General features: G+C 62.8%; 22 protein-coding genes. 6 read left to right on the forward strand and 16 right to left on the reverse strand.

Annotation, left to right across the window (positions count from 1 at the left end; translation table 11 throughout):
- Window positions 1-28 precede the first annotated feature (28 nt).
- Both murI and AC0L2H_RS19580 read right to left on the reverse strand, forming a co-directional pair.
- Entirely contained in the window at window positions 29-817 is a 789-nt protein-coding gene (gene murI / locus AC0L2H_RS19575; protein ID WP_473591746.1) for a glutamate racemase, read from the reverse strand.
- A complete protein-coding gene (locus AC0L2H_RS19580; protein ID WP_473591905.1) occupies window positions 810-1,721 on the reverse strand; it encodes an RNA methyltransferase in 912 nt (303 codons plus the stop codon). Before AC0L2H_RS19580 ends, murI begins: the two co-directional genes overlap by 8 nt.
- A gap of 209 nt (window positions 1,722-1,930) precedes the next feature.
- Between AC0L2H_RS19580 and AC0L2H_RS19585 the strand changes: the two genes are divergently transcribed.
- Both AC0L2H_RS19585 and AC0L2H_RS19590 read left to right on the forward strand, forming a co-directional pair.
- Complete coding sequence (locus tag AC0L2H_RS19585) at window positions 1,931-3,142, forward strand: NADP-dependent isocitrate dehydrogenase (protein ID WP_473591747.1); 1,212 nt, start codon at window positions 1,931-1,933, stop codon at window positions 3,140-3,142.
- A 13-nt stretch (window positions 3,143-3,155) separates the two neighbouring features.
- Window positions 3,156-3,782, forward strand: a complete 627-nt coding sequence (locus tag AC0L2H_RS19590) for a glutathione S-transferase family protein (protein WP_473591748.1) — start codon at window positions 3,156-3,158, stop codon at window positions 3,780-3,782.
- A 218-nt stretch (window positions 3,783-4,000) separates the two neighbouring features.
- Here AC0L2H_RS19590 and alaS read toward each other — a convergent pair whose 3' ends face one another.
- Together alaS and recA are read right to left on the reverse strand one after the other, a co-directional pair.
- Window positions 4,001-6,667, reverse strand: a complete 2,667-nt coding sequence (gene alaS / locus AC0L2H_RS19595) for an alanine--tRNA ligase (RefSeq protein WP_473591749.1) — start codon at window positions 6,665-6,667, stop codon at window positions 4,001-4,003.
- A gap of 282 nt (window positions 6,668-6,949) precedes the next feature.
- The gene (gene recA, locus AC0L2H_RS19600; protein WP_023669117.1) at window positions 6,950-8,053 is read right to left on the reverse strand and encodes a recombinase RecA; all 1,104 of its coding nucleotides are present in this window, start codon (window positions 8,051-8,053) and stop codon (window positions 6,950-6,952) included.
- A 279-nt stretch (window positions 8,054-8,332) separates the two neighbouring features.
- Between recA and AC0L2H_RS19605 the strand changes: the two genes are divergently transcribed.
- Window positions 8,333-9,268: a carbohydrate kinase family protein gene (locus AC0L2H_RS19605; RefSeq protein ID WP_473591750.1), complete on the forward strand. Its 936-nt coding sequence runs from the start codon at window positions 8,333-8,335 to the stop codon at window positions 9,266-9,268.
- Between the two features lie 18 nt (window positions 9,269-9,286).
- Here the strand turns inward: AC0L2H_RS19605 and AC0L2H_RS19610 are convergent, their stop codons facing one another.
- Window positions 9,287-9,610 carry a TfoX/Sxy family protein gene (locus AC0L2H_RS19610; RefSeq protein ID WP_473591751.1) on the reverse strand — a complete coding sequence of 108 codons (324 nt, stop codon included), beginning with the start codon at window positions 9,608-9,610 and terminating at the stop codon, window positions 9,287-9,289.
- Window positions 9,611-9,698: 88 nt separating this feature from the next.
- Here AC0L2H_RS19610 and AC0L2H_RS19615 point away from each other — a divergent pair, with 88 nt between their 5' ends.
- Window positions 9,699-10,196, forward strand: a complete 498-nt coding sequence (locus AC0L2H_RS19615) for a GFA family protein (RefSeq protein ID WP_473591752.1) — start codon at window positions 9,699-9,701, stop codon at window positions 10,194-10,196.
- 274 nt (window positions 10,197-10,470) lie between these two features.
- Here AC0L2H_RS19615 and sufA read toward each other — a convergent pair whose 3' ends face one another.
- The 9 genes from sufA to AC0L2H_RS19660 all read right to left on the reverse strand — a co-directional run bounded on the left by sufA (window position 10,471) and on the right by AC0L2H_RS19660 (window position 18,489).
- Complete coding sequence (sufA, locus tag AC0L2H_RS19620; protein WP_006206001.1) at window positions 10,471-10,851, reverse strand: Fe-S cluster assembly scaffold SufA; 381 nt, start codon at window positions 10,849-10,851, stop codon at window positions 10,471-10,473.
- Window positions 10,852-10,937: 86 nt separating this feature from the next.
- Window positions 10,938-11,438 (reverse strand): DMP19 family protein, encoded by a 501-nt coding sequence (locus tag AC0L2H_RS19625; protein ID WP_473591753.1) that lies wholly within the window; start codon window positions 11,436-11,438, stop codon window positions 10,938-10,940.
- A 9-nt stretch (window positions 11,439-11,447) separates the two neighbouring features.
- Window positions 11,448-11,840: an SUF system Fe-S cluster assembly protein gene (locus AC0L2H_RS19630; protein WP_473591754.1), complete on the reverse strand. Its 393-nt coding sequence runs from the start codon at window positions 11,838-11,840 to the stop codon at window positions 11,448-11,450.
- A gap of 5 nt (window positions 11,841-11,845) precedes the next feature.
- Window positions 11,846-13,087 carry a cysteine desulfurase gene (locus AC0L2H_RS19635; RefSeq protein ID WP_473591755.1) on the reverse strand — a complete coding sequence of 414 codons (1,242 nt, stop codon included), beginning with the start codon at window positions 13,085-13,087 and terminating at the stop codon, window positions 11,846-11,848.
- Window positions 13,088-13,227: 140 nt separating this feature from the next.
- Window positions 13,228-14,496, reverse strand: coding sequence for a Fe-S cluster assembly protein SufD (sufD, locus tag AC0L2H_RS19640; protein ID WP_473591756.1), 1,269 nt, complete (start codon window positions 14,494-14,496; stop codon window positions 13,228-13,230).
- A 25-nt stretch (window positions 14,497-14,521) separates the two neighbouring features.
- On the reverse strand, window positions 14,522-15,277 hold the full coding sequence (sufC, locus tag AC0L2H_RS19645; RefSeq protein WP_473591757.1) for a Fe-S cluster assembly ATPase SufC: 756 nt from the start codon (window positions 15,275-15,277) through the stop codon (window positions 14,522-14,524).
- Window positions 15,270-15,560, reverse strand: coding sequence for a hypothetical protein (locus AC0L2H_RS19650; RefSeq protein WP_473591758.1), 291 nt, complete (start codon window positions 15,558-15,560; stop codon window positions 15,270-15,272). Before AC0L2H_RS19650 ends, sufC begins: the two co-directional genes overlap by 8 nt.
- A 4-nt stretch (window positions 15,561-15,564) precedes the next feature.
- Window positions 15,565-17,082, reverse strand: coding sequence for a Fe-S cluster assembly protein SufB (gene sufB / locus AC0L2H_RS19655; RefSeq protein WP_473591759.1), 1,518 nt, complete (start codon window positions 17,080-17,082; stop codon window positions 15,565-15,567).
- Between the two features lie 243 nt (window positions 17,083-17,325).
- Window positions 17,326-18,489 (reverse strand): cysteine desulfurase family protein, encoded by a 1,164-nt coding sequence (locus tag AC0L2H_RS19660; protein ID WP_473591760.1) that lies wholly within the window; start codon window positions 18,487-18,489, stop codon window positions 17,326-17,328.
- Between the two features lie 238 nt (window positions 18,490-18,727).
- Between AC0L2H_RS19660 and AC0L2H_RS19665 the strand changes: the two genes are divergently transcribed.
- On the forward strand, window positions 18,728-19,402 hold the full coding sequence (locus tag AC0L2H_RS19665) for an alpha/beta hydrolase (RefSeq protein ID WP_013532163.1): 675 nt from the start codon (window positions 18,728-18,730) through the stop codon (window positions 19,400-19,402).
- A gap of 10 nt (window positions 19,403-19,412) precedes the next feature.
- Window positions 19,413-20,111: an FMN-binding negative transcriptional regulator gene (locus tag AC0L2H_RS19670; RefSeq protein ID WP_473591761.1), complete on the forward strand. Its 699-nt coding sequence runs from the start codon at window positions 19,413-19,415 to the stop codon at window positions 20,109-20,111.
- Window positions 20,112-20,117: 6 nt separating this feature from the next.
- Here AC0L2H_RS19670 and AC0L2H_RS19675 read toward each other — a convergent pair whose 3' ends face one another.
- Both AC0L2H_RS19675 and AC0L2H_RS19680 read right to left on the reverse strand, forming a co-directional pair.
- On the reverse strand, window positions 20,118-20,942 hold the full coding sequence (locus tag AC0L2H_RS19675; RefSeq protein ID WP_473591762.1) for a phosphatase PAP2 family protein: 825 nt from the start codon (window positions 20,940-20,942) through the stop codon (window positions 20,118-20,120).
- Window positions 20,943-21,028: 86 nt separating this feature from the next.
- Window positions 21,029-21,817, reverse strand: coding sequence for a phosphatase PAP2 family protein (locus AC0L2H_RS19680; RefSeq protein WP_473591763.1), 789 nt, complete (start codon window positions 21,815-21,817; stop codon window positions 21,029-21,031).
- Window positions 21,818-21,828 lie beyond the last annotated feature (11 nt).

Consider the following 21,828-nt stretch of genomic DNA (forward strand, 5'->3'; position numbering starts at 1 on the left):
CCGCGCCTATGTTCCTCGGGTTCCCGTCTCAAGGAACGGTCAGGCCAAAACCCTGCATCAGCCGGCTGATGGCGAAATTCGCCTTGCCGGAGGTGAAGACTGCGATATCGGGTTTGTCGACCGACCGAGGCCCATGCATGGGAACGAGCAGCGACATCGCTCGGCGCGCGATCGCCTCGGCGGGGTCGAGCCAGTCGACCGGCCAAGGCGCCGTCTTGCGCATGCGATTGGCCAGGAAAGGATAGTGCGTGCAGGCCAGCACGACGATGTCGGTCCTGAGTTCGTCATGTTCGACGAAGCACGGCGCGATCTCGGCGCGCACGGCCTCCTCGTCGACGAAGCCTTCACGCATGTAGATTTCGGCCAGCCCGGCCAGATTGTCGCTGCCGACCAGGCGGACATGGCATTTCTGCGCCCATTTGCTGATCAGGTCGCGCGTGTACTGGCGCTTGACCGTGCCGGGCGTCGCCAGCACCGAAACCAGTCCGGAGCGCGTGCGTTCGGCCGCCGGCTTGATCGCCGGCACTGTGCCGACAAAAGGGTGGTCGGGAAATCTGTCGCGCATCGCATCGATGACCAGCGTCGAGGCGGTATTGCAGGCGATGACCGAAATGGCCGGCGAAAACCGGTCGAGCAGTTTGGCGAACAGCTCCAGTATATGTGCCCTCAGCGCCGGTTCCTCCCAGGCGCCGAAAGGAAAAGCCGCGTCATCGGCGACATAGACGAAACGGCGATCGGGCATCAGCACGCGCGCCTCGCGCAGCACCGTCAGGCCGCCAATACCGGAATCGAACATCAGGATCGGGCGATCAGTCATTGTCGATTCCCTTGCCGCCTTGCGGTGGCATGTCGTCGTCTTTGCCGGCGGCCTTTTCGGCCGTAGCGTCGATCTGGGCCTTACGGGCGCGCGCAGCCGCAGGTAGCCGCCTTGGGTCATCGCCCGGCGAGCCGTCGCCGCGCGGCATCGCCGGCGAGAACCTGTCGAGCGACGAGATGATGCCGCGCAGCACCTTGAGCTCCGGCTCGGCGAAGCCGGCGCGCGTCAGCACCGCGCGCAGATTGTCGACCATCTTCGGCTTCTTCGGCGCCGGGCGGAAATAGCCGCGCGCCTCCAGCGCACCCTCCAGATAGGCGAACAGGCCGTGCAACTGCTCCTTCGTCGCCGGCAGCATTTCAGGGCTGGCGAAATTGGTCCTGGTCTCGTCTTCCAGGCCGGACTTCATCCATTCATAGGACATCAGCAGGGCCGCCTGCGCGATGTTGAGCGAGGAGAAGGCCGGGTCGACCGGAAAGGTGACGATCTCGTCGGCGAGACCGACCTCGTCATTGTAGAGACCGAAACGCTCGCGACCGAACAGGATGCCGGTGCGCTGGCCGGAGCGTTGCCGCGCCCGCAGCGCCCTGCCCGCCTCGACCGGACCGCGCACCGGCTTGAAATTATCGCGTGCGCGCGCCGTGGTGGCGACGACGAAGTTCAGATCGGCGACCGCTGCTGCCAGATCGTCGAAGATCGTAACGGCGTCGATGACATGATCGGCACGGCTTGCGGCAGCGCGCGCCTTGTCGCTCGGCCAGCCGTCGCGTGGATTGACGAGGCGCAGCTCGGCAAGGCCGAAATTCGCCATGGCGCGCGCGACCATGCCGATATTCTCGCCGAGTTGCGGCTCGACCAGGATGATCGCCGGGCCGGCGGCAAGAGGAATGTCGGGATCCTTGGGCATGGCTGTCAATGAACTGCTGTTTGCGGCATTTCGGCGTTCCCTGCCATATACGGCCGCGAAAATGAAGCTTTCGCAAAAGAGCACCCAATGCCCCGCTGGCGCGGATCGCCGTTTGCGCGGCCAAAAATGCTTTGATATACGGGCGCATCCCCGGCCGAAAGCCATGCGGGCAAGGCCGTTCCGATCCCCAACAACGAGGCATTCTTTCCATGGCGAAGATCAAGGTGGCGAACCCGGTCGTCGAACTCGACGGCGACGAGATGACCCGCATCATCTGGCAGTTCATCAAGGACAAGCTGATCCATCCTTATCTCGACCTGACGCTCGAATATTACGACCTCGGCGTCGAGCACCGCGACGCTACCGGCGACCAGGTGACCATCGACGCGGCCAACGCCATCAAGAAACATGGCGTCGGCGTGAAATGCGCGACGATCACGCCCGACGAACAGCGCGTCGAGGAATTCAAGCTGAAGAAGATGTGGAAGTCGCCGAACGGCACGATCCGCAACATCCTCGGCGGCACCATCTTCCGCGAACCGATCATCATGAAGAACGTGCCGCGGCTGGTGCCCGGCTGGACCAAGCCGATCATCGTCGGCCGCCACGCCTTCGGCGACCAGTACCGCGCCACCGATTTCCGCTTCCCCGGCAAGGGCAAGCTGACGATCAAGTTCGTCGGCGAGGACGGCAAGGTGATCGAGCACGATGTGTTCGACGCGCCGGCCGCCGGCGTCGCCATGGCGATGTACAATCTCGACGAGTCGATCCGCGAATTCGCCCGCGCCTCGCTGAACTACGGCCTGCTGCGCAACTATCCGGTCTATCTCTCGACCAAGAACACCATTCTCAAGGCCTATGACGGCCGCTTCAAGGACATCTTCCAGGAGGTTTACGAGCAGGAGTTCGAGGCCGAGTTCAAGGCGAAGAAGCTCTGGTACGAGCACCGGCTGATCGACGACATGGTGGCCTCCAGCCTGAAATGGTCGGGCGGCTATGTCTGGGCCTGCAAGAACTATGACGGCGACGTGCAGTCCGACACGGTGGCGCAAGGCTTCGGCTCGCTCGGCCTGATGACCTCGGTGCTGATGACGCCGGACGGCAGGACGGTGGAGGCGGAAGCAGCGCACGGCACCGTCACCCGCCACTATCGCCAGCACCAGAAGGGCGAGGAAACATCGACCAACTCGATCGCCTCGATCTTCGCCTGGACGCGCGGCCTCGCGCACCGCGCCAAGCTGGACGACAATGCCGAGCTGAAGCGCTTTGCCGAAACGCTGGAAAGGGTCTGCATCCAGACCGTCGAGAGCGGCTTCATGACCAAGGATCTGTCGCTGCTGATCGGCCCGGATCAGCCATGGCTGTCGACCACCGGCTTCCTCGACAAGATCGACGAGAATTTGCAGAAGGCGATGGCCTGATCGCACAGGCAGCATGAGCAAGCCCGTCGTCTACGGGGCGGACTACAGCGTCTATGTGCGCATCGTCCGCCTCGCGCTTGAGGAAAAGGGCATCGACTACGAGCTCGCGCCGGTCGATGTCTTCGCGGCTGAAGGCATTCCCGGCTGGTATTTCGAGCATCATCCGTTCGGCCGCATTCCGGCCTTCGAGCATGACGGCTTTCGCCTGTTCGAGGCGAGCGCGATCGCGCGCTATGTCGACGAGGCCTTCGACGGGCCGGCGCTGCAACCTGCGGATGCCCGCGCCCGCGCAAGAATGAACCAGATCATCGGCATGCTCGACGCCTATGCCTATCGGGCGATGGTTTGGGACGTCGCCGTCGAGCGGCTGGAGAACGAGCCGCCCGACGAGGCGCGGATCGCCGCCGGACTTGGCCAGGCGGAGACGGTGCTTCGCGTGCTCACCTCACTGAAAGCCGCCGGGCCGTGGCTGCTGGGCGAGCAACTGACGCTCGCCGACCTGCATGCGGCGGCGATCATCGGCTATTTCATCAAGGTCGCCGAAGGGCGGAAGCTGCTGGCCGAATTTCCCGATATTCAGGGATGGTGGGACGGCATCGCTCAGCGCCCGAGCTTTGCTCGTACCGAAAAGGTTGGGTGAAAAATACGAGAGGCCGAGGGACTGCACCCCCCTCTGTCCTGCCGGACATCTCCCCCTCAAGGGGGCAGATTGGCAGCTTCATTGCCCCGCCTTTCCTCCAACCTTGAAAATTGGCGAAAGCAGGCATGACATCCAATCTCCCCCCTTGAGGGGAGATGTCCGGCAGGACAGAGGGGGGTGCTGTCCCTCCGAGCCTTGCGATAAATTCTCCTATCCGATCAGGCAGCTTCCAGCGCCGCCTTCACCGCGGCGATCGCGTCGCCGGCCTTCGAGGCGTCGGGGCCGCCGGCCTGGGCCATATCGGGGCGGCCGCCGCCGCCCTGCCCGCCCAAGGCGGCGGATGCGACACGCACCAGGTCGACGGCGCTGAAGCGGGCGGTCAGGTCATCGGTGACGGCGACCACGACGCTTGCCTTGTTGTCCTCGCCAGCGCCGACGAAGACGACGACGCCGGAGCCGAGCGACTTCTTGCCGGCGTCGGCCAGCGGCTTCAGGTCTTTCGGCGCGACGCCGGAGACCGCCTTGCCGAGGAAACCGACACCGGCGACCGTCTCGTTCTCGGCCGGTGCTCCGGCTGCAGCACCACCGCCCAGCGCCAATTTCTTGCGCGCCTCGGTCAGTTCCTTCTCGAGCTTCTTGCGCTCGTCGAGCAGCGCTTCGACGCGCGCCGGCACATCGGCCGGCGAGATCTTCAGCGTTGCCGCGGCCGCCTTCAGCCGTCTGTCCTGCTCGTCGAGATGCCTGCGCGCAGCCTCGCCGGTCAGCGCCTCGATGCGGCGCACGCCGGCGGCGACCGCGCCGTCCGACACGATGCGCACCAGACCGATATCGCCGGTCGCCCTGACATGGGTGCCGCCGCAGAGCTCGACCGAATAGGGCCGGTTGGCCTTGGCGCCATGCAGGCCCGTGCCCATGGAAACGACGCGCACTTCATCGCCGTATTTCTCGCCGAACAGCGCCATGGCGCCTTCGGCAATGGCATCGTCGACCGACATCAGCTGCGTGGTCACCGGGCTGTTCTGCACGACGATCTCGTTCGCCATGCGCTCGACCTCTTCGAGTTCGTCAGGCGAGATCGGCTTGTTGTGCGAAATGTCGAAGCGCAGCCGCTCAGGCGCCACCAATGAACCCTTCTGCGCGACGTGGGTGCCCAGCACTTCGCGCAGCGCCTCATGGATCAGATGCGTGGCGGAGTGGTTTGCGCGCAGCCTGGAACGGCGCGCATGGTCGACTTTCAGCTCGACGGCAGCACCCGTCTTGACCGTGCCGCTGGTCACCTTGCCGAGATGCACGAACAGCCCATCGGCCTTCTTTTGCGTATCGGAAATCTCGATCGAGAAGCCTTCGCCCGAAATGATGCCGGTATCGCCCATCTGGCCGCCGGACTCGCCGTAGAACGGCGTCTGGTTGACGACCACGGCAACCGCATCACCCTTGGTGGCACTGTCGACGGTCTTGCCGTCCCTGACCAGCGCCTGGATGAGGCCTTCAGCCTGCTCGGTCTCATAGCCGAGGAATTCGGTGGCGCCGGTCTTCTCGCGCACCGGGAACCACACCGTTTCGGTCGCGGCCTCGCCGGAGCCGGCCCAGCTCTTGCGCGCCTCGGCCCTCTGCTGCTCCATCGCATTGGTGAAGCCGGCAAGATCGACCGAGATGTTGCGCTGGCGCAGCGCGTCCTGCGTCAGATCGAGCGGAAAGCCATAGGTGTCGTAGAGCTTGAAAGCTGTCTCGCCGTCCAGCATGTCGCCGGCGCCCAGTTTTTCGGTCGCCTCCGAAAGCAGGCCGAGGCCGCGCACCAGCGTCTTGCGGAAACGGGTTTCCTCAAGCTTCAGCGTTTCGGTGATCATCTGTTCGCCGCGCACAAGTTCCGGGTAGGCCTGGCCCATCTCGCGCACCAGCGCCGGCACCAGGCGCCACATCAGGGGATCGCGGGCGCCGAGCAACTGCGCATGGCGCATGGCGCGGCGCATGATGCGGCGAAGCACATAGCCACGGCCTTCATTGGATGGCAGCACGCCGTCGGCCACCAGGAAGCAGGACGAACGCAGATGGTCGGCGATGACGCGGAACGATGCGACAGTGTCCGCATCCGGACCGCGGCCAAGCGCGGACGACGCGGCGTCGATCAGGTGACGGAACAGGTCGGTCTCGAAGACGCTTTCCACCCCTTGCAGGATGGAGGCCATGCGCTCCAGGCCCATGCCGGTGTCGATCGACGGGCGCGGCAGGTCGATGCGCTCGTCCTTCGTCACCTGTTCATACTGCATGAACACCAGGTTCCAGAATTCGAGGAAACGGTCGCCGTCCTCTTCCGGACTGCCGGGAGGGCCGCCCCAGATATGCTCACCGCGGTCGATGAATATCTCCGAGCACGGCCCGCATGGTCCGGTGTCGCCCATCGCCCAGAAATTGTCCGAGGTCGCGATACGGATGATACGGTCGTCGGAAAAACCGGCGATCTTCTTCCAGAAGCCGGCTGCCTCGTCATCAGTGTGGTAGACGGTGACGAGCAGCTTGTCCTGCTTCAGCCCGAACTCCCTGGTGATCAGGTTCCAGGCGAGCTCGATGGCGCGCTCCTTGAAATAGTCGCCGAACGAGAAATTGCCGAGCATCTCGAAGAAGGTCAGGTGGCGCGCGGTGTAGCCGACATTGTCGAGGTCGTTGTGCTTGCCGCCGGCGCGAACGCTCTTCTGAGCGGTGGTGGCACGCGAATAAGGTCGCTTCTCCAGGCCGGTGAAGACGTTCTTGAACTGCACCATGCCGGCATTGGTGAACATCAGCGTCGGGTCGTTGCGCGGCACCAGCGGGCTCGACGCGACGACCTCGTGCCCCTCCTTGCGGAAGTAGTCGAGGAATGTCGACCGGATCTCGTTCACGCCACTCATGAATGATACTGCCTTCTGGAGAGAACCGCCGGCCCGGCCGGCGGCAAATGGGCTCTTCGTTCTAGAAGATGGATTGGGCCTTTTACCGATCACGCCGCAGCCTGTCCAGAAACACGGAATTGGGCCAATTCACGGCGCCTGCCGGTCGTCCATGCACTACGGCTGAAACGCAAACCGCCGGCGCTAGGCCGGCGGTTTGAAACGCAAGGATACGGAACTCGATTACATAAGTTGAAGGTAATGAACCGGGATCATGGCCAGATTCCGGCCACCACCGAGGTCCTACATGGCGCCGGATTCTTCCTCAAAGCCGTCGTCGCTTTCGCCGCGCTCAGGGCCGCCATTTTCAAGGAATTTCTCGGCGATCAGCCCGGCATTCTGCCGCAGCGCCAATTCGATCTCGCGCGCCGTGTCGGGATTGTCGCGCAGGAACAGTTTGGCGTTTTCACGGCCCTGGCCGAGACGCTGCGAATTGTAGGAGAACCAGGCGCCCGACTTCTCGACCACGCCGGCCTTGACGCCGAGGTCGACCAGCTCGCCGGTCTTGGACACGCCTTCGCCATACATGATGTCGAACTCGACCACCTTGAAGGGCGGCGCCAGCTTGTTCTTGACCACCTTGACGCGGGTCTGGTTGCCGACGACCTCGTCGCGGTCCTTGACCGAGCCAATGCGGCGTATGTCGAGGCGCACCGAGGCATAGAATTTCAGCGCATTGCCGCCGGTGGTGGTCTCGGGCGAACCGAACATGACGCCGATCTTCATGCGGATCTGGTTGATGAAGATGACCATGGTGTTGGAGCGCGAGATCGAAGCGGTCAGCTTGCGCAGCGCCTGGCTCATCAGGCGGGCCTGCAGGCCAGGCAGCGAATCGCCCATCTCACCCTCGATTTCGGCGCGCGGCGTCAGCGCCGCGACCGAATCGACCACCAGCACGTCGATGGCGCCGGAGCGCACCAGCGTGTCGCAGATCTCGAGCGCCTGCTCGCCGGTGTCGGGCTGCGAGATCAAAAGGTTCTCCAGGTCGACGCCGAGCTTGCGGGCATAGACCGGGTCGAGCGCATGCTCGGCATCGACGAAGGCGCAGATGCCGCCCTTCTTCTGGGCTTCGGCCACCGTGTGCAGCGCCAGCGTCGTCTTGCCCGAGCTTTCCGGCCCGTAGATCTCGACGATGCGGCCGCGCGGCAGGCCGCCGACGCCAAGCGCGATGTCGAGGCCGAGCGAGCCGGTCGGCACCGTTTCGATCTCGACGACCTGCTCGTTCGCACCGAGCCGCATGATCGAGCCCTTGCCGAAAGCACGCTCGATTTGCGACAGCGCCGCGTCCAGAGCCTTTGATTTGTCCACCGCTTTGTCCTCTACAAGCCGCAAAGAATTCTGAGCCATGATACATCACCCCTTGGTCGTCAATGAAGGCCGGACAATCCGCAATCCCTGGCTATTTGTACCTTTTTTGTTCTCGTTTGGCAAGGGGCACCAAACACTTGAAAAACAAGGAATATCCAGGTTTGTTCTTTTTTCGTTTCACAGAATCAGGTTCGGATGTATCCGCACAGTAAGGGATTCGTTGTCGCGCCGGTCTTCCGAATCGCTGCTTCGATTTGCGGGCAACTCCTGCTCAGCCTAGTGTCTGCGCCGGACAGATAACAGGCGAATAACCGCGGCATGACGAAATCTCCGAGAATCCTGGCCATAGGCGCCGCCCATATCGACAGGCGCGGCCGGATCTCGGGCAGCTATTCGCCGGCTGCGTCGAACCCCGGCACGATGCGCGAGGATGTCGGCGGTAATGCGTTCAATGCGCTTTGCTGCGCCGTGCGGCGCGGCGCCTGCGGCTCGCTGCTTTCGGTGCGCGGTGGCGATGCGCTGGCCGAAAGGGTTTCACAGGCCATCGCCGCCGCCGGAATCGCCGATCTGTCGGCGGTGTTCCTCGACCGCGCGACGCCCAGCCACACGGTTCTCTTCGACCGCGACGGCGCACCGATCGCCGGTCTTGCCGACATGGGGCTCTACGAGCTGGCGCTGCCCAAGCAGATCCGCCGCGCCAAGGTGCGCGAGGCGATCGCTGCCGCCGATGCAATCCTGTGCGATGCGAGCCTGCCGTCGGCGGCGCTTGAGCGGCTGGTTGGTCTGGCGGCCGGCAAGCCGATCTTCGCCATCGCCGTTTCGCCCGACAAGGCGGCGCGGCTGACACCGGTGCTGGGCGACCTGGCGCTGGCATTCATGGATCGGCGCGAGGCCATCGCGCTGGCCAGCGCCGATGCCGGGGAGCAAGACCTCGTTGGCGGGCTGAGGCCCGCCGGCCTCAAGAGCGGCGTGGTGACGGCGAGCCATGGTCTGGTGCTGGGCTTCGACGAAACCGGTGCCTTCTCAATCCTGCCGCCGACGCGAAAAATCGTGGATGCCGCCGGCAGCGGCGACGCGCTGGCGGGTGCGGCGGTGGCTGCCCGGCTGAACGGACGGACGCTGCGTGCGGCGCTGCGCGAAGGCGTTGCCGCAGCGATGCTTGCCAGCGAAAGCGCCGAGCTCGCGCCAGCCTTCACGGCGGCGGCCTTTGCCGAGGCGCTGGCCCTTGTGCCAGAGGCGCGGGAATTGGAATGACACCAGAAGGCAGATTGCCTATTTGCCTGCCCGCCGCCCCGCCTCATAGGCCCGACGCGCCCAGATTGTCATCTCGTCCGGGTCGTCGAATGCGCTGTCGGGAATGCTCCAATAGGGCATGGAGACCAGCTTGCCGTGGCGCGAGCCGGTATAGGTCCATTGCCGGCAGCCGGCGGCTTCGAAATCGGCAGCGCTTTCAGCGTCGGCTTTCAGCAACAATTCGCCGCGCAGCACGATCGCGACGATGACGCCGTCGAAATAGATGCCCTTGCCGCCGAACAGCTTGCGTATGCTGACCGGGCCCAGCCCTTCGAAAAGCTCGGCGATGCGTTCATTGTCCATATCGTGATCATGTCATCCGGATTTGGCCTTGTCATCGCCGCAACCAAAACCATGCTGACAGGTTGAGAGCCATTCGTCGGAGTTTGTCATGCCGCTACTGCTCAAAGGGTCCTGCCGGTGCAATGCCGTCCGCTTCGAGGTGGAAAGCCACACGCCGGTGCCGTTCATGCTGTGCTACTGCTCGATCTGCCGCAAGCAGCAGGGCGGTGGCGGCTTCGCCATCAATCTCGGCGCCGACTACGAGACGCTGAAGATAATTGGCAAGCGCAATCTCGGCGTCTACCGGGCGCAGATCGAGGACGACGAGCATCCGCAATGCGAGATCTCGTCAGGCGAGCGCAATTTCTGCAGGAAATGCGGGTCCGCGCTCTGGCTCTACGATCCGACCTGGCCGGAGCTGGTGCACCCCTTCGCCTCGGCGATCGACAGCGACCTGCCGAAGCCGCCGGAGAAGGTGCATCTGATGCTGAAATACAAGGCGAACTGGGTCGAGCCGGAGATCGGCAGGAAGGACAAGAGCTTCGACGTCTATCCGGAGGAATCGATCGCCGACTGGCACAAGCGAACGGGGATGTGGGTGGAATAGCTATTTGCGTAGCGCCGAAACCCCTGTTCCGTCGTCATTCTGGGGCGGAGCAAGGAGCGAAGCGACGCGGCGCAGACCCCAGGATCCATGCCGTGACATCAGAGCGCTGCTGCGGTGTAGAATTCTGCTCCACTGCACTCTTCGGCTAAGGTCACGGCATGGATCCCAGGGTCTCCGCGACGGAGCTTCGCTCCTGCTTCGCCCAGGGATGACGAAGTTGAGAGGTTTCGGGCAATCCCGACGTTCTCGTGTCGAGGAAACTAGCGGGTCCCGATCAGGCCGAAGCGCGCGCCTCGGCCAGCGCCTTCAAATCGGCCGGCTTTAGTTCGACGGATTCGCCGCAGCCGCAGGCCGAACTCTGGTTCGGGTTGCGGAAAGTGAAGCCGGTGCGCAGCGTCGTCTGCTCGAAATCCATCTCGGTGCCGAACAGGAAAAGCGCTGCCTCCGGCGCGACATAGACATGGGCGCCATCACGCTCGATATGGTCGTCCTTGGTGTTGGGCTCGGTCACCAGGTCGACCGTATATTCCATGCCGGCGCAGCCGCCTTTCTTGATGCCGAGGCGAATGCCATGCGCATTTTCACGCGTGGCGACGATCTCGCGCACCCGGTCGGCGGCCTTCTCGGTCATCGTGATGACGGCGAAGCGTCCCATGTTGTTCTCCATGTTCGCGCGGGTTCAAGGCCTGCGGATCATTTCATAGCTCAAAATGGTTATATCAGCGTCGTACTGCAAGGTCTTTATTGCCATTGTCCGTCCATTGCTGCCGTCGCATATGCATTGAGCGCAGCTTCGGCCGAATCGCGCTCACTTTCTTCCAACGCATAGAATGCGTCATCCAAGGCGTTGAAATCTATACCGCTCCCGCCGACCTCGCCCACGATTTCCATTCTTGCCAAACGCTCTTCAGGAAAGCCTTCGCCCAGCAAGGCGCAGGCTTGTTGCGTCAACTCTGCATGCATTTCAAGGCCCATTGCGCGGAAACCTTGAATGGCCCCCTGAGCCGTTATCCCATAGGAATTCCAAAAGTATTGCCTGAAGCCGCCGTTCAACACCTGCCAACTTAGCAACTCGACACAGATGACGTTCCTGATCGCGGAAGGCATTGCGCCAATTGCTTTGTGATAATCAGACGGATTATCGAGAACGTCGAGAACCGGAGCGCCCCAAACCTCGACGACTCTCGCCGAAGGTGGAATGTCGTCGTCGTTCAGGTCATCCAGCCGAGATTTGTCAGACATGCAGCCGCCTCAATACCAGCCCACCGCGACCTGCGCCTCTTCCGACATGCGGTCGGGCGACCAGGGCGGGTCGAAGGTCATGTTGACCTCGACGCCGGAAACGCCTTCGACGGCGCCGACGGCATTTTCCACCCAGCCGGGCATTTCGCCGGCCACCGGGCAGCCGGGCGCGGTCAGCGTCATGTCGATCTTGACCGAACGGTCGTCCTCGATGTCGATCTTGTAGATAAGGCCGAGCTCGTAGATGTCGGCCGGGATTTCCGGGTCATAGACCGTCTTCAGCGCCGAGACGATGTCGTCGGTCAGCCGCGCCAGTTCGTCAGCGGGAATGGCCGAGGCGGAAACCAGCGGATTGACTGCTGCTTCCGGTGCGGTCTCGGTGGTTTGGCTCGCATCATCCATGGTCGTCATCCAAAAAACTTGCGCGCTTTTTCCAGCGCCTCGACCAAAGCGTCGACTTCGGCCCTGGTATTATACATGCCGAACGATGCCCTGCATGTGGAGGTTACGCCAAAACGTTTCAACAGCGGCTGGGCGCAATGGGTGCCCGCGCGGACCGCTACGCCTTGCCGGTCGATCACCATCGATACGTCGTGAGCGTGGATACCCTGCAATTCGAAGGAGATGATGGCGCCCTTGCCCGGCGCGTCGCCGAAGATGCGCAGCGAATTGATGCTTCTCAGCCGCTCATGGGCATAGTCCTTCAAATCGGCCTCGTGCGCGGCGAGGCGCTCGCGGCCGATCTTTTCCATGTAGTCGAGTGCCGCGCCCAGGCCGATCGCCTGGACGATCGGTGGCGTGCCGGCCTCGAAACGATGCGGCGGCTCGTTGTAGGTGACAATGTCTTCCGTCACTTCCTCGATCATCTCGCCGCCGCCCATGAACGGGCGCATGCCCGCGAGGATGTCCTTCTTGCCATAGAGCACGCCAATGCCCGAGGGGCCGTAGACCTTGTGGCCGGTGAAGACGAAGAAATCGCAATCGAGATCCTGCACATCGATCGGCATATGCACGGCGCTCTGGCTGCCGTCGACGAGTACGGGAATTCCACGCGAATGCGCGATGCGCACGATCTCCTTGATCGGCGTCACCGTGCCCAGCGCATTCGACATCTGGGTGATGGCGACGAGCTTTGTCCGATCGGTCAGCCGCTTTTCGAATTCCTCGATGTGGAAGACGCCGAGGTCGTCGACCGGCACCCAGACCAATTTCGCGCCCTGCCGCTCGCGGATGAAATGCCACGGCACGATGTTGGAATGGTGCTCCATGATCGACAGCACGATCTCGTCGCCCTCGCCGATATTGGGCATGCCATAGCCATAGGCGACCGTGTTGATCGCCGAGGTGGTGTTGGAGGTGAAGACGATATTGTCGGTGCTTGGCGCATTGAGGAAACGGCGCACCGTCTCACGCGCCTTCTCATAAGCATCGGTCGCGGCATTGGACAGGAAATGCAGGCCGCGATGGACGTTGGCGTATTCCTGGGAATAGGCGTGCTGGATGGCGTCGAGCACCGCCTGCGGCTTCTGCGCGGAGGCGCCATTGTCGAGATAGACCAGCGGCTTGCCGTAGACTTCGCGCGACAGAATCGGAAAGTCGCGGCGGATCGCCTCGACGTCGTAGGGGATGTTTTCGACTTTCTGGTCCATCACAAGCTCTTCCGTGGCACCGCCTCATTCCTTCCAACACCCCTCGTCCGTCTCGGCACTGCGCGCCGATCCACCACCCGGGGCGAGTCGCTCGCCTCGCCCGCCCTTCGGGCCCCACAAGGGGAGAAGGTCAGGGGCGCCTACCCGTGCGTGGCGAACCATCCGTCGAGCCTTGTCTCCAAGGCTTCGACGATCGCCTCGTCGTCCAGTTCCTCGATCACCTCGGCAACGAAAGCCTTCACCAGCAGGCCACGCGCCGACTTCTCGTCGATGCCGCGCGCCATCAGGTAGAACAGATGGTTGTGGTCGATCTCGGTGACGGTCGCGCCATGGCCGCAGACGACGTCATCGGCGAAGATCTCGAGTTCCGGCTTGGTCGAGAACTCGCCATCGTCCGACAGAAGCAGCGTGTTGCAGGCCATCTTGGCGTTGGTCTTCTGCGCATATTGGTGGACGTTGATGCGCCCCTGGAACACGCCGCGCGCCTTGCCCGTCACCACGTTGCGGATCACTTCCGTCGAGGTGGTGTGCGGCACGGCATGGTCGAGCACCATGGTGACGTCGGTATGGGTGTCGCCAGCCAACAGATTGATGCCGCGCAGGGTGAAATCGGCGCCCTCGCCTGTCGTCCTGACGACGATCTCCTGGCGCACGAGCTTGCCGCCGGCGTTCATGACGAACAGCGTCAGTTTCGCATCCTTGCCGAGATGCGCCTTGAACTGGGCAAGATGCGTCGCCGTATCCGGCTGCTCCTGCACGATCAGCCATGTCACTTCGGCGCCATCGCCAAGCACAAGCTGACTGACCGAACTGACCAATGCGGCGCCCTCGCCCGTCTGACGCTCGACGATGACAGCCTTGGCGCCCGCGCCGGCGCGCGTCAGCAGCCGCACATGGGTCTGGCCGCCGGCCTGCAGGTTTTGCAGTTCGAGCGGCTTTTCCAGCTCGGCGCCGTCGGCGATGTCGACGAAATAGCCATCGGCGACGAAGGCGGTGTTCAGCGCGCCGATCGCGTCATCGGCGCCATAGGGATCGAGCCCGGGTGCTACGCTGCCATCGGTCAGTTTCTCCGACAGGCGCTGGACAGTCACGCCCTCGATAGCGGGAAGCTTGGCGTTCGACACGCCGTTCAGCACCGGCAGAATGGCTGAGCCCTCGACGATCGGCGCGATGGCTTTCGCGGCGGCGGCCGGATCGAAGTCCGGCACCACGTTCAGCAGACGGCGCAAATCGGTGTAGTGCCAGGATTCGATGCGCCGCGTCGGCAGGCCGTGCTTGATCGCCTCAATGGCGTCGTCGCGCTTCAGCATTACCGCGCCGTCGCCGGGCAGCAGCGACAACCGCTCGCCGAAGGCGTCGATCAGCGCCGTTTCGGCCGGGGTCCGCTGGGGTTGAGTGTGCATATTCATCAGTATCGCCTTGCCTTCTGGCATCTCACGCGGCTTGCCCGATCACGCCGGCATAGCCGTTGGCTTCGAGGTCGAGCGCCAGCGACTTGTCGCCCGATTTGATCACCTGGCCCCTGTAGAGCACGTGGACCGAGTCAGGCACGATGTGCTCGAGCAGGCGCTGGTAGTGGGTGATGACGACGATGGCGCGGTCCGGCGAGCGCAGGGCGTTGACGCCGTCCGAGACGATCTTCAGCGCATCGATGTCGAGCCCGGAATCGGTCTCGTCGAGCACGCAGAGCTTCGGCTCCAGCAGTTTCATCTGCAGGATTTCGGCGCGCTTCTTCTCGCCGCCGGAAAAGCCGACATTGAGCGGCCGCTTCAGCATCGCCATGTCCATGTTGAGCGAGCCGGCGGCGTCCTTCACCCGCTTCAGGAATTCCGGGATCTTCAGCGGTTCCTCGCCGCGCGCCTTGCGCTGCTCGTTCATCGCCACCTTGAGGAACTCCATAGTCGCCACGCCCGGTATCTCCATCGGGTACTGGAAGGCGAGAAAGATGCCCGCGGTGGCGCGCTCGGCCGGATCCATTTCGAGGATCGACTGGCCGTTGTAAAGGATGTCGCCTTCGGTGACCTCATAGTCCTCGCGACCGGCGAGGATGTAGGACAGCGTCGATTTGCCTGAGCCGTTCGGGCCCATGATGGCGGCTACTTCGCCAGCCTTCACTGATAGGTTCAGGCCGCGGATGATCTCGGTGCCGTCATCGACGATGCGGGCATGCAGGTTTCTGATTTCAAGCATTCTTTTCTACTTTCGTGTTCTTTTTGTTCTCGACGCTCGGCCCTTGACGGGATCTCCCTAAAAGCGCGCCCGCAAGATCGCCAGTAACGAACATCCAGCCAAAAAACCCAACCGCGCCTAGGCCCGCGACCGAACCACCAATAGTCTTTACCGAATTCAAGCCAAACATTGCGCCTATCAGAGCCACCACGGCACCTCCAATAGCCAGCGTCAGCAAGAGCATCAGAACGATGAATATCAAGCTCTCGATTCGCTCGAAGAATTTCCAGGAGCGCCGTTCCATCTAATCAGCCCACCGAGCCTTCCAGCGAAATCCCGATCAGCTTCTGCGCCTCGACCGCGAATTCCATCGGCAGTTGCTGGATGACGTCCTTGACGAAGCCGTTGACGATCAGCGCGATCGCTTCCTCTTCGGGAATGCCGCGCTGCATGACGTAGAACTTCTGGTCCTCGGAGATCTTCGACGTGGTCGCTTCGTGCTCGAACTGCGCGGTCGAGTTCTTGGCTTCCATGTAGGGCACGGTGTGCGCGCCGCACTGGTCGCCGATCAGCAAGCTGTCGCAATTGGTGAAGTTGCGGGCGTTGGTCGCCTTGCGGTGCGCCGAGACCTGGCCGCGATAGGTGTTCTGCGAGAAGCCGGCGGCGATGCCCTTGGAGATGATGCGGCTCGACGTGTTCTTGCCCAGATGGATCATCTTGGTGCCCGAGTCGACCTGCTGGTAGCCGTTCGAGACGGCGATCGAATAGAACTCGCCGGAGGAATCGTCGCCGCGCAGGATGCAGCTCGGATATTTCCAGGTGATCGCCGAGCCGGTCTCGACCTGCGTCCACGAGATTTTCGAACGGTCGCCACGGCAGTCGCCGCGCTTGGTGACGAAATTGTAGATGCCGCCCTTGCCCTCGGCGTCGCCGGGGTACCAGTTCTGCACCGTCGAATATTTGATCTCGGCGTCATCGAGCGCGACCAGTTCGACCACCGCGGCGTGCAGCTGGTTCTCGTCGCGCTGCGGCGCCGTACAACCTTCGAGATAGGAGACGTAGGCCCCCTCCTCGGCGATGATCAGCGTGCGCTCGAACTGGCCGGTGTTCTTCTCGTTCATGCGGAAATAGGTCGACAGTTCCATCGGGCAGCGCACGCCCTTGGGCACGAAGACGAAGGAACCGTCGGTGAACACGGCGGAGTTCAGCGTGGCGTAGTAATTATCGGAGGTCGGCACGACCGAGCCGAGATACTTTTTCACCAGCTCCGGATGCTCGCGGATCGCTTCCGAGATCGAGCAGAAGATGACGCCGGCCTGCGCCAGCTCCTTCTTGAAGGTGGTGACGACGGAGACGGAATCGAACACCGCGTCGACGGCGACGCGGCCCGACTTGTAGACATTGTCGCTGGCTTCCTCGAATTCCGACACGTCGGTCTTCTGCACGCCGGCGAGAATCTCCTGCTCCTTCAGCGGAATGCCGAGCTTTTCATAGACCTTCAGCAGTTCGGGATCGACGTCGCTGAGCGAAGTCGGGCCGGGTGTGCTCTTGGGCGCCGCGTAATAATAGATGTCCTGGAAATCGATCTTCGGGTAGTGGACGCGCGCCCAGGTCGGCTCGTCCAGCGTCAGCCAGCGCCGATAGGCCTCCAGACGCCATTCGAGCATCCAGGACGGTTCGTCCTTCTTGGCCGAAATGAAACGGATGATGTCTTCGCTCAGGCCCTTGGGGGCCTTGTCCATCGCGATTTCGGTCTGGAATCCATATTTATATTGGTCGACGTCGATCTTTCGGACCCGATCGATCGTGTCCTGCACAGCAGGCATATGCGTTCTCCATCCACGCCGGGGTCAAGGCCCGGCAGTTTTCAAACTATGGCACCGCTAAGGAGCAGCCATGGGCGCTCCGAGACGGCGTAAGTTCCATATAGTGCGCTTCCGCCGGAAATTCACCCGGCCACCATGAAACGCACGGCTCTACCAGACCGAAAGGCCCGCATTCTCTTTTCCTTGAGCGTCGAATTCTCCGAAAACCGCTTCACGCTTTTCGGTTCGATGCTCCAACCGCCCTCAAGCAGCCTTTTCTCTGTCCGCCCGGCGCGACGCGATCCCCGCCAGCGCCGCCCGGAACAGTTCGATGTCCTCGGCGCCGGTTGCGTGGCTAATGGACACGCGCAAGGCGCCAAGGCTGTCACCAAAACCCATGGCATTCAGCACGTGGCTTGGTCCGACCTTGCCCGACGAACAGGCCGAACCAGCAGACAGCGCCACGCCGGCCAGATCGAAGGCGATCTGGGCGGTCTCGGCCTTGATGCCGGGAATAGCGAAGAATGTCGTATTGGCAAGCCTCGGCGTACCCGTTCCAAAGATTTCCACGTCCGGCACCAACATTTTCAGGATGGCCTCGACCTCATCGCGACGGCCAGCGACCGCATCGATGCTTTGCAATCCGTTCAAGGCTTCCCGTGCCGCCGCGCCAAAGCCGGCAATGCCTGGTAGATTCTCGGTGCCTCCGCGATGGCCCTTTTCCTGGCCGCCGCCATTGATCAGGAGCCGGGGCATCATCAAGTCCGCCGCGGCAACGATGGCGCCGACGCCCTTGGGGCCGCCGATCTTGTGCGAGGACAGAATCAAGTAATCCGCATAACCCGTTGACATGTCGATCGGAATGCGGCCCGCTGCCTGCACGGCGTCGATGATCAGGATGCCGCCCGCCGCCTTGACGATCTCGGCGATGCGGCCGACGGGCTGGATGACGCCGGTCTCGTTGTTGGCGGCGTGGATCGCCACCAGCGGCAAACCGTCGGCCTTGTCATGGCCATCGAGCGCCGCCGCCAAGGCGTCGAGATCGACGATGCCGTTGGCGTCAACGCCGATCCGCGTCACCTGGGCCGCAGGGAAGTGCCCGCCGTTCAGGATGCAGGGATGATCGGCTGCCGAAACATAGAGACGGCTCATGCGCACGGCGCCGCGGCCCATCCGCCAGTCAGCCGTCAGCAGCGTCGAGGCGGCTTCCGTCGCACCGGAGGTGAACACGACATGCTCGGGTCTGGCATTAACGAGCGCAGCGACCTCGCGCCTTGCATTCTCGACCAGCCGCCGTGCGGCGCGGCCCTCGGCATGGACCGACGACGGGTTTGCGGCGACATCGAGCGCGGCAATCATTGCATCACGCGCCGCGGGCAGCAGCGGCGCGCTGGCATTGTAGTCGAGATAGGCGCGAGTTGAGGCCATTTTCCGTCAATTGGTCCTGTCAAAAGCCATTCGCCAACGATAGCGCGTTATTTCCTTGAAATTGCAAGGCAAGCCGTCCTATTTACCCGGCTTGCGGCGCGGGCGGCCGAGCCAGCAGGTTTTGGCCACCCAGTTTTGAACAATTCTAAACTAGCTTCTAAGAAGACGCTCGCCCTGCGTCAAGGCCACAGGAAGAGTGTTCCGGGCGCCGCGCATTTTATGCCAATTGGAGTATTTTATGCCTGAGGTCATTTTCACCGGTCCGGCCGGCCGTCTGGAGGGCCGCTACCAGCCTTCCAAGGAAAAGAGTGCGCCGATCGCCATTGTGCTGCATCCGCACCCGCAGTTCGGCGGCACGATGAACAACAAGATCGTGTACGACCTCTTCTACATGTTCCAGAAGCGGGATTTCACCACGCTTCGCTTCAATTTCCGCGGCATTGGCCGCAGTCAGGGCGAATTCGACCATGGTACCGGCGAATTGTCGGATGCCGCCGCGGCACTCGACTGGGTGCAATCTCTGCACCCGGACTCCAAGAGCTGCTGGGTCGCCGGCTACTCCTTCGGCTCGTGGATCGGCATGCAGCTTCTGATGCGCCGTCCCGAGATCGAGGGCTTCATCTCGATCGCGCCGCAGCCCAACACCTACGATTTCTCGTTCCTGGCGCCCTGCCCGTCGTCAGGCCTGATCATCCATGGCGATGCCGACAAGGTGGCGCCGCCCAAGGACGTGCAGGGACTGGTCGACAAGCTGCACACGCAAAAGGGCATCACCATCACCCAGAAAACCTTGCCCGGCGCCAATCATTTCTTCTCCAATGACGCAGACCTCCTGCTTGAGGAATGCGCGGACTATCTCGATCGCCGGCTGGCAGGCGAATTGTCCGATCCGCGGCCGAAGCGGCTGAGATAGAGCGGATACGATGTACCAGCCTCCTCATTTCCAGGAGACGCGGCAGGAGATCCTGCACGGGCTGGTACGCGCGCACCCGCTTGGGCTGCTGATCTCCAATGGCGCCCAGGGGGGCGCCGAAGGGCCGATCGCCAATGCGATCCCCTTCCTGCTCGATGCCCCCTCTCCGACCAACGCAGATGTGCCGCCGAAGGGCAGGCTGCGCGCCCATCTGGCCAAGGCCAATCCGCAGTGGCGACTGCTGGCCGACAATCCACTCTCACCCGTGCTGGTCGTCTTCCAGGGCGCCGATGCCTATGTGACGCCGTCCTGGTATGAGACCAAGCGCGAGACGGGCAAGGTCGTACCGACCTGGAATTACGCCATCGTCCAGGTGCGCGGCATGGTCAAGGTGATCGAGGACGGGGATTGGCTGGCGCAGCAGATTTCCGATCTGACGGCGTCGCAGGAAGGCGCACGCGAAGCGCCCTGGGCCGTGACCGATGCGCCTCCGGCCTTCATCCAGTCGCAGATCAAGGGCATTGTCGGGCTGGAAATCGAGATTACCGACATCAGCGGCAAGTGGAAGGTCAGCCAGAACCGGCCAGCCGCCGACCGCATCGGTGTCGCCGAGGGGCTGGAGAGCGAAGGTATGACCGCTGGCGAAGGTTCGACCGCAAGCGATATGGCCCGCATGGTGCGATCCTGGGGCGGACTGGATAGCAAGTAGCGCCTCTCAGGGACTGGCTGCCTCGGCGTAAAGCATCCGAGGCGGGCTGCTTGCCGGCTTCCGCCCTGTCACGAGCAGCCTGAATGTCTTTTTGCGGACCGGCAACCCCGCCGCAGTTTGCCGGAAGATGAAGCCGAGCCGGGCAAACACCAGCGCAGTGCCGACCGTGCAAGCGATGCCGAGGCCGAAGCCGGCGATCGTATCGCTTGGATAGTGTGCGCCGACGACAATCCGCGTCGCCGCTATCCAGATGGTGAGCGGCAAAACGACGTATTTCCCCCATGCCGGTGAAAGAAGAAACACCACGGCCGCAAGCATGCCCACATTCGTTGCGTGGCCGGACGGGAAACTGGCGAAATACGGGTCGAACTCGAATGGGCGGAACGAGAACAGCCCCATGTCCATGACTGGCCGGCTGCGGCCGAAGACGTGCTTCAAGACCGTCACCGCCAGCCCCGACAAGCCGGCCGCGCTCAGCACGAAGAAGGCAAAGCAGGTCCAGTTGTATGCGACCATGCGCCAACGCCTTGAAAGAGCGCGCCAGTCGAGCAGATTGGCCGGCACGAACAGCACCAGTGGCGGGATGAGATACCAGCCGCCCAAACCGAAACTGGTGAAACCGTTGGCGACCGCGACAAAGCCGTTTGGCCAGCGGTCCCGCCAAGTGACGGCAATACCGTCCAGGAAAACCATGCTGGCAGCGGTCAGAAGCAGATAGACGCCCAGCCAGATGGGCCAGGGCAATTGCGGATAATTGGCCGGACGTGCGGCAAAGCGCCTTCGCACGATGCTGAAAGTACCACGAAAATTGCCGAGAGACCGACGAAGCATGAGAAGCAGGGCCACAGCCAGAAAAGTACGATCTTACGAGCGTTTGCGGCTCGAAGCCATCCTCGAAAACGTATCGGATGGCGGCGCTATTGCGTGGCTTCAAGCCCGAAATCTGCCTGTTGCGCGGCGCCGGAACGATCCGGCTTCCGGCTTGACCCCAGCAGCCGAAACGTCGTCTTGCGAACCGGCAATCCGACCGTGGTCCGGCGGAAGATGAATCCAAGCCGGGCGAAGACCAGCGCACAAGCGACGGCGATGGCGCAACCAAGACCGAAGCCGGCGACGGTGTCGCTCGGATAGTGCGCGCCGACAAAGATGCGGGTCGATGCTACCCACAAGGCAAATGCCAATGCGATGTATTTGCGTTGCGGAAACAAGAGCAGCACGATCGCGAACACAGCGCCCATATTCGTGGCATGGCCGGAAGGGAAGCTGGCGAAGCGCGCATCCATGGCGAAAGGATGCAGCGACAAGTCGCCGAATTTATTGAAATAGACCGGCCTCGCCCGGCCAATGCCATACTTCAACAAATTGACGGCCAGCCCGGCAAGGCCAACGGCGCTCAGCATCAGAAAAGCAAGGCAGGTCCAGTTGTAGACGAGCATCAGCGATCGCCTGGAAAGGCTGCGCCAGTCCGTCAGATTTGCGGCCACAAGCAGCAGCGCCGACGGAATGAGATACCAGCCGCCCAGGCCAAAGACCGTGAAAAAGCCGGTGAGTTCGATGAAGCCGGTGGGCCACCGCCCCCAGGATATCCCTGCCTCGGCGTCGAAACGGATCAGCACCGCTATGGTCAGCAAAAGCCAGGCCACGGCCCAGACCGACCACAGGATCTTTGGATAGTGCGCGGGACGGGTGACAAGACGCTTTGCCACGATCTGGGCGG

The organism is Mesorhizobium sp. WSM4871 (assembly GCF_055811295.1).